At 68.4% G+C, this 6655-nt stretch carries 6 protein-coding genes; 3 read left to right on the top strand and 3 right to left on the bottom strand.

The features are described from left to right. Positions 1 to 99: 99 nt before the first annotated feature. The gene (locus tag ABY44_RS02670) at positions 100 to 1350 is read right to left on the bottom strand and encodes an MFS transporter (protein ID WP_027789413.1); all 1251 of its coding nucleotides are present in this window, start codon (positions 1348 to 1350) and stop codon (positions 100 to 102) included. Between the two features lie 334 nt (positions 1351 to 1684). On the opposite strand from ABY44_RS02670, the gene ABY44_RS02665 reads away from it, so the two are divergent. Continuing rightward, a complete protein-coding gene (locus tag ABY44_RS02665) occupies positions 1685 to 2221 on the top strand; it encodes a VOC family protein (protein WP_060173507.1) in 537 nt (178 codons plus the stop codon). A 41-nt stretch (positions 2222 to 2262) separates the two neighbouring features. Continuing rightward, positions 2263 to 3018 (top strand): glucose 1-dehydrogenase, encoded by a 756-nt coding sequence (locus tag ABY44_RS02660; protein ID WP_027789415.1) that lies wholly within the window; start codon positions 2263 to 2265, stop codon positions 3016 to 3018. A 176-nt stretch (positions 3019 to 3194) separates the two neighbouring features. Here the strand turns inward: ABY44_RS02660 and ABY44_RS02655 are convergent, their stop codons facing one another. Beyond that, positions 3195 to 4712, bottom strand: a complete 1518-nt coding sequence (locus tag ABY44_RS02655; protein WP_230942786.1) for a purine-cytosine permease family protein — start codon at positions 4710 to 4712, stop codon at positions 3195 to 3197. A 202-nt stretch (positions 4713 to 4914) separates the two neighbouring features. After that, positions 4915 to 5562 carry a glutathione S-transferase family protein gene (locus ABY44_RS02650; protein ID WP_060173508.1) on the bottom strand — a complete coding sequence of 216 codons (648 nt, stop codon included), beginning with the start codon at positions 5560 to 5562 and terminating at the stop codon, positions 4915 to 4917. Between the two features lie 104 nt (positions 5563 to 5666). Here ABY44_RS02650 and ABY44_RS02645 point away from each other — a divergent pair. Continuing rightward, positions 5667 to 6655: transketolase-like TK C-terminal-containing protein (locus ABY44_RS02645; RefSeq protein WP_431640818.1), on the top strand; the 989-nt coding region annotated here is incomplete at its 3' end.

The raw sequence follows: 6655 nt of genomic DNA, 5'->3' as shown, positions 1-6655 counted from the left end.
GTTCCCCGGCCGCGAGGCGCCAGTGTCGGGCCGCGCGGCCGGGCGCGACAGCCGCGCGCGGGACAACGTCCGACAGGATCGGGCCAACGTGCCTGCCACCTACGACAGCGCGGCCGTTCGCGCACCCGGCTGCGTGCGGCCGTACGCGACCATCATCGCGAAGCTGAGCAGGAAGCCCGCGCCGCCGATCAGCAGCAGGCCGATCTCGCCGAACACCGGCAGCAGGTTCGTGAGCGCCCCCGTGACGACCCACGCGACGGCCATCACCGAGCCCGCGACGCCGAGTGCCCAGCCTTGCCGGTCCTCGCTGACCGCGTCGGAGAACGCCGTGTACATCGTCGTATAAGCGACCATGTCGAAGCAGCCGACGACCATCGCGAGCGCCCACAGCACCGGCTCGTGCGGAAACAGCGCGGACAGGACCTGGCCGACGCCCGCGACGAGGAGGCCCGTCTTCGCGATGTCGACCACGCGCCATACGCGCAGCATCAGCCGCACGACGAACAGCAGACCGAACACGAAACAAAGGCCGATCACGCCGCTGAACAGCCCGAGCCGCGCGCTCGTGTAGCCGAATTTCGCCTGCAACAGCAGCATGATGGTCTGCAGGTAGAGCCCGTAGCCGACCTGCATCAGGAAGAACACCACCGACAGGAACGCGACGTTGCGCTGGCGTGCGGCCTCTCCGATGATGCGCAGCGGCAGCAGCGGATCGATACGCGTGTCGCCGCGCGGCACGGCCGAGTCGCGATACGACGCCCAGGTCCAGAACGCGCCGATCAGCGACAACCCGGCAACGAGCACGAACGGCGTGCCGTAGTCGAACAGCGGCGAAATCGTGCGGTCGGACGTGACGCCGCCGAGCACCGGGCCGACGATCACGCCCGCGCTGAACGCGAGCGACATGATGCTCATGTTGTACGCCTTGTTTTCCGGCGTGCTCAGGTCGGTGATCGCCGCCTGCGCGATGCCCTGGCAGCCGGCCATCAGCCCGGTGAGCCCGCGGCCGATCAACAGCAGCGCGACGCTCGCATGCCACGCACCGGCCGCCATCATCGCGTAGCCGGCCGCAAGGCCGGTCACGCACAGCAGCAGGATCTTGCGGCGGCCGTAGCGATCGGACAGTTCGCCCATCAGCGACGAGCCGAAGAACATGCACAACGGATAGATCCCGTAGCCGAGACCGAGGTAGAAATTGCGCGCGTGCGCGCCGGCGTCGGCCGGCAGGATACCCGCGTGCGGATCGCTGAAGATCGCGGACATCATCGGATAGACGAGCCCGAATCCCATCGCGTCGAGCGCGATCGCGAGCAGACAGGGGCCGAGCAACTTGTAATCGAGCCGGGACATGGCGACCTTCCGGACAGAGTGGATGATCGCCCAAGCGTAACGACCGGACGGCGGCCGCGGTAGGCCGCCGCCCGCGATGCTGACCATCGGCGGAACCGGCACCCTGCCTGCCGCCCGCGCCGATGGGCCGCTAGCGTTGGCGCGGAACGGCTGGCAGCGGCCGCTACCCGGCGCTTGACGCACCGGCATCGTCGCGACGACCCGCGCCCACCCGTCACGCCGGGACCAAGCGCGCCCACTCATCCGTTTGGATGGCACGCCGCGCGCGCTTTGTTGCGATCATGACCGCCATTCAATGCGCGGCACGCTCACGGGCGTCCGCCACGGAGACGCCATGAACGACCCAGTCCTCGGCCCCGTCGACCAGATCGGCTACGTGGTCGCCGATCTCGACCGCAGCATCGCGCGCTGGCGCGAACGCCACGCCATCGGCCCGTGGACCGTATTCCGCAACGTACGCCTCGACGGCCATCATCTCGGCGAGCCGGTGACGGTCACGATGGACGTCGGACTCGCGTATCGCGGCAATCTGCAGATCGAACTGATTCACGTGACGAACGACACGTCGTCGCCGTACCGCGATGTGCACGGGCAACCGCTCGTCGGGCTGCATCACGTCGCGTGGGTCGTCGACGATCTCGATGCGGCGATCGCACGGTTCACCGCACGCGGCTTGCGCGTCGTGTTCGAAGCGGGCAACCCGGCCACGCGCGTCGCGTATCTCGACGACCCCGACGACCCCGGCCTGCGCGTCGAATTCATCGAGGGCGCCGGCATGCGCGACATGATCGCGCGCGGGATCGCCGAATCACACACCCGGGACGGCACCGATCCGGTTCGCATCATCGACGCGGCGGCCGCCTCCGCATGAGCGGACCCGCGCGAGCCCTACACACAACAGGAGCAAGCAGCATGAAACGACTCGAAGGCAAGGTGGCGCTGATCACGGGTGCTGCCCGCGGCCAGGGCGAAGCGGAAGCGCGCCGGTTCGTCGCCGAAGGCGCACGCGTGGTGATCGCCGACGTGCTGGACGACGCCGGCCGGCGCGTCGCGGCCGAACTCGGCGACGCCGCGCGATTCCAGCATCTCGACGTGACGAGCGAGGCCGGCTGGCAGGCTGCCGTCGATGCAACGCTCGCGCATTTCGGCCGGCTCGACATCCTCGTGAACAACGCGGCCATCCTGAAGCTCGTGCCGATCGAAGCGTGTTCGCTCGACGACTATCGCAAGGTGATCGACGTGAACCAGGTCGGCTGCTGGCTCGGCATGAAATCGGCCGTGGCCGCGCTGAAGGAAGCCGGTGGCGGCTCGATCGTCAACGTGTCGTCGACGGCCGGGATGGAGGGCGTCGCGGGCGGCAGCGCGTACGTGTCCAGCAAGTTCGCGGTACGCGGAATGACGAAGGCCGCCGCACTCGAATTCGGCCGCTACGGCATTCGCGTGAACTCGGTGCATCCGGGAGGCATCGATACCGTGATGGCGCGCCCGCCCGAGTTCGCGGATTTCGATCCGTCGTCGATCTACAGCGGCTTGCCGATCGCGCGCATCGGCAAGCCCGAGGAAGTCGCCAGCCTCGTGCTGTTCCTCGCGTCCGACGAATCCGCGTACTGCACGGGGTCGGAATTCATCGTCGACGGCGGGATGCTCGCGGGCAGCACGTTCCACTGACTCGCATCGAAGCCGGCGCGCGCCTGCCAGCCCGGCAGACGTTTTCGTTTGCGGCGGCGACACGTGGAAGTTGCGGCCGCCTCCTGTCGCGATCACACGCCCCGAAACGACGATGCCGCCGGCGGCTCTCCCGCGCAGCGGCTTCGTCATTTGCACTGCGCTGCACCACGCGCCGCTCAATATCCCTTCGGCTGGATCGCCGGCGCGCCGTTGCCGCGCGCCGCCTGCGTGCCGCCGCGCACGAAGCGGCGCCCATGCGGGCCGTACACGCCGTCCGGTTCCGGGTACAGCGTCAGCAGCGCGAAATACAACATCCCGCCCATCACCAGCGACACCGGCACGCTCAGGTCGAGCCCGCCCGCGAGGTTGCCGAGCGGCCCGACGAACTGGCCCGGCAGGTTCACGAACGACAGCCCGACGAACGCGGCCGGCAGCCATGCGCCCATCGCGCGCACGTTCCAGCCGTGCGTGAACCAGTAATGGCCGCCGTGCAGCCCGCGGTTGAACACCTGCAGGTCGTCGGCGAGATAGTGGCCGCGCCGCGTCACGTAGCCGATCACCATGATCGCCATCCACGGGCAACTGAAGGTATCGATCAGCGTCGAGAACGTCGCGACACTTTCGACGAGGTTGAACCAGAAGCGGCCGACGAAGATGAACGCAATCGCGATCGTGCCGATCAGCAGCGTCGCACGCACGCGATTCAGGAGGCGCGGGAACATGCTCGACACGTCCAGGCCGGTACCGTACAGCGCGGTCGTGCCGGTCGACATCCCGCCGATGATCGCGATCAGGCACATCGGCAGCAGGAACCAGCGCGGCGAGATCGCGAGCAGGCCGCCGACATAGTCGTTCGACGCAATGAATGCGGGTGCCTTCGCCGCGATGATCGTCGCGGTCGCGAGGCCGAAGAAGAACGGCACGAAGGTCGCGATCTGCGCGGCGAACACGGCGCCCATCACACGATGCTTCGGCGTGTGCTGCGGGATGTAGCGGGCCCAGTCGCCGAGCGTCGACGCGAACGACACCGGGTTGCTCAGCGCAACCAGCACCGCGCCGACGAACGCGGCCCAGAAGCCCGCGCTGCCCTGCTGCACCGTGCCCGCGTAGTTCATGTCGAACAGGCCGGCGAACGCGAACAGGCCCGCGACGAACAGCACGCTCGCGGCCCACACGGCGATCTTGTTGACCCACAGCATGAAGCGGAAGCCGTAGATGCAGACGATCAGCACGAGCACCGCGAACACCATGTACGCCGCACCGAGCGTGAAGCCGTTGACCGGCACGCCGACCATGTTGTGCGCGCCGCCGACGAGCGCATCGCCCGAGCTCCACACCGCGAGCGAGAAGAACGCGATCGACGTGAGCAGCGCGAGGAACGAGCCGACGATCCGGCCGTGGATGCCGAAATGCGCGCCGGACGACACGGGGTCGCTCGTGCCGTTGCGCGGGCCGAACAGGCTCATCGGCGCGAGGATGCAGGTGCCGGCGAGCACGCCGAGCACGATCGCGCAGACACCCGCCTTGAACGACAGCCCGACGAGCACGGGAAAGCTGCCGAGCACCGATGTGGAAAACGTATTGCAGCCGCCGAACAGCAACCTGAACAGATCGATCGGCCGCGCATAGCGCGATGCATCGGGAATGCGCTCGAAACCGAACGATTCGACCTGCGTAATCCTGCCTTCACTCATTTGTCTCCAGCTCCTCTCGTGCATCTGTACGGCCCGGGACTGCGGCGATACGACACATCGTCATCGATTCGCGGCCACTCTAAACCGGATCGCGCGGCGCAAATATCACGCATTCGAGACGTTTACGACGAAGGAGAACAATGTTTCCCGGCAGGCCGGCGGCCGGCGCCCGCGCCATCCGTACGGCGCGGGCGATGCGACGTCAGTTCGCGCGCTCTGCCGCCGGTGCGCGGCATGCGATCAGGCCCCGCTGAACGGCTTGCCGCGCCTCGATACCGGCGAGCCAGCGCTCGACGTGCGGGTAACCGGCGAGGTCGAGATCGAGCTCGGCCGCCGTGCGCAACCACGGGAACGCGGCGATGTCGGCGATCGAGTACCGCGACGAAGCGAGATACGCCGATTCCGCCAATCGGCCGTTCACGACGCCATAGAGACGCCGCGCTTCGTTCCGGTAGCGCTCGAGTGCTTGCGCATTGACCGTCTTCGATGCATGCAGGAACCACCAGAGCTGGCCGAGCATCGGCCCGATCCCGCCGATCTGGAAGTGCAGCCATTGCTGCACCGCCGTGCGCTCGGCCAGCGTTTCCGGATGCAGAAAGCGCGTCTTCGCGGCGAGATAGCCGAGGATCGCGCCGGATTCGAACACGGTCAGCCCGGTGTCGTGGTCGACGATGGCCGGGATCTTGCCGTTCGGGTTGATCGCGAGATAAGCCGGGCTGCGCTGCTCGCCGGCGGACAGGTTCACGTGCACGCGCTCGTACGCGAGCCCGGCCTCCTCCAGGTAGATCGCGATCTTGTGCCCGTTCGGCGTGTCGGCCGTATAGAACGTGAGGGAATGCGTCGAAGTCATGTCGGTCCTTGTCTTTCGGTTGTCGTTGCAACTACAATCGTTGCAATTGCAATCCTATGCCGGAACCGACACCCCGGCGACATGCCAATACCAAAAGGAGGGACATGCAGACTGCGCGATCCGGTCCGCCCGTGCGGACGCCCGACACCCGCCGCGCCGCGGTGGCCTGCCTCGAAAGGCTGCTGACGCAGCGGCTCGCGCCGCGTGGCCGTGCGGTGTCGCCGCTCGGCGCGATGCGCGCGGCCGCCGATTGCCTCGAACGCGATGCGGCGACATCGGAACACGTCTGGATCGTGCGAGCCGACACGCGTGGGCCGTTGGCAGACGCGGGGGCGCATCGCCGCATCAGCGCCTGGCCGCTGCGGTTTCTCGATGCGCGCAAGCGGTTCGAGCGGCCGCTGCTGTACCTGCTGCATGCCCGCGCGACCGACCGGCTGCGGCTGGCGTCGATCGAAACCGTCGACCGCGGGATCTTCGTGAACGATGCCGAAACGCTCGCATCGTCCTGGCCGAAAGGCGTGACGCCCGACGTCCCGCACTGGCTGGCCGCGAACCCCGCGTGCACGCCATACGATCCGGCCTCGGGGCATGAGGCGATCGCGATCCTGCGCCACGCGCTGCGGGCGCTTTATGTCGCCGGCCAGCCGGGGTTCTGCTACCTCGCGAGCCACGACGACCCCGTGCCCGATGCGAAACCGCTGTCGGCCACCGCGGCCCGCGATGCGTTCAGCGGCATGGTGCGGGCCGGCCGGCGGGCGGCGGCCGGCGCGGCCGCCCGGATCCGGCTGTGCGGCGCGGGCAGCACGCTTGCACAGGTGCAGGAGGCGGCCGATCTGCTGCGCGACGAATGGCGCGTCGATTCGACGATCTGGAGCTGCCCGAGCTACACGCAGCTCGCCCGCGACGGTCACGCGGCCGACCGGTGGAACCTGCTGCACCCGCACGACGAGCCGCAGGTCGCGCATGTGCGCCGATGCATCGGCGACAGCCGCACGCCGGTGCTCGCCGTGACGGGCTATGCGCGGCACGTCGCCGCGCAGATCGGCGCGTTCGTCCCGGCCCGCTTCGCGGCGCTCGGTGCGGACTCGGCGGG

The sequence above is a fragment of the Burkholderia sp. ZZQ-2 genome, from assembly GCF_050768715.1.
GTDB lineage: Bacteria > Pseudomonadota > Gammaproteobacteria > Burkholderiales > Burkholderiaceae > Burkholderia > Burkholderia cepacia.
The sequence above is the reverse complement of the archived record's forward strand: the minus strand, read 5'-3'. Positions and strand labels throughout refer to the sequence as shown.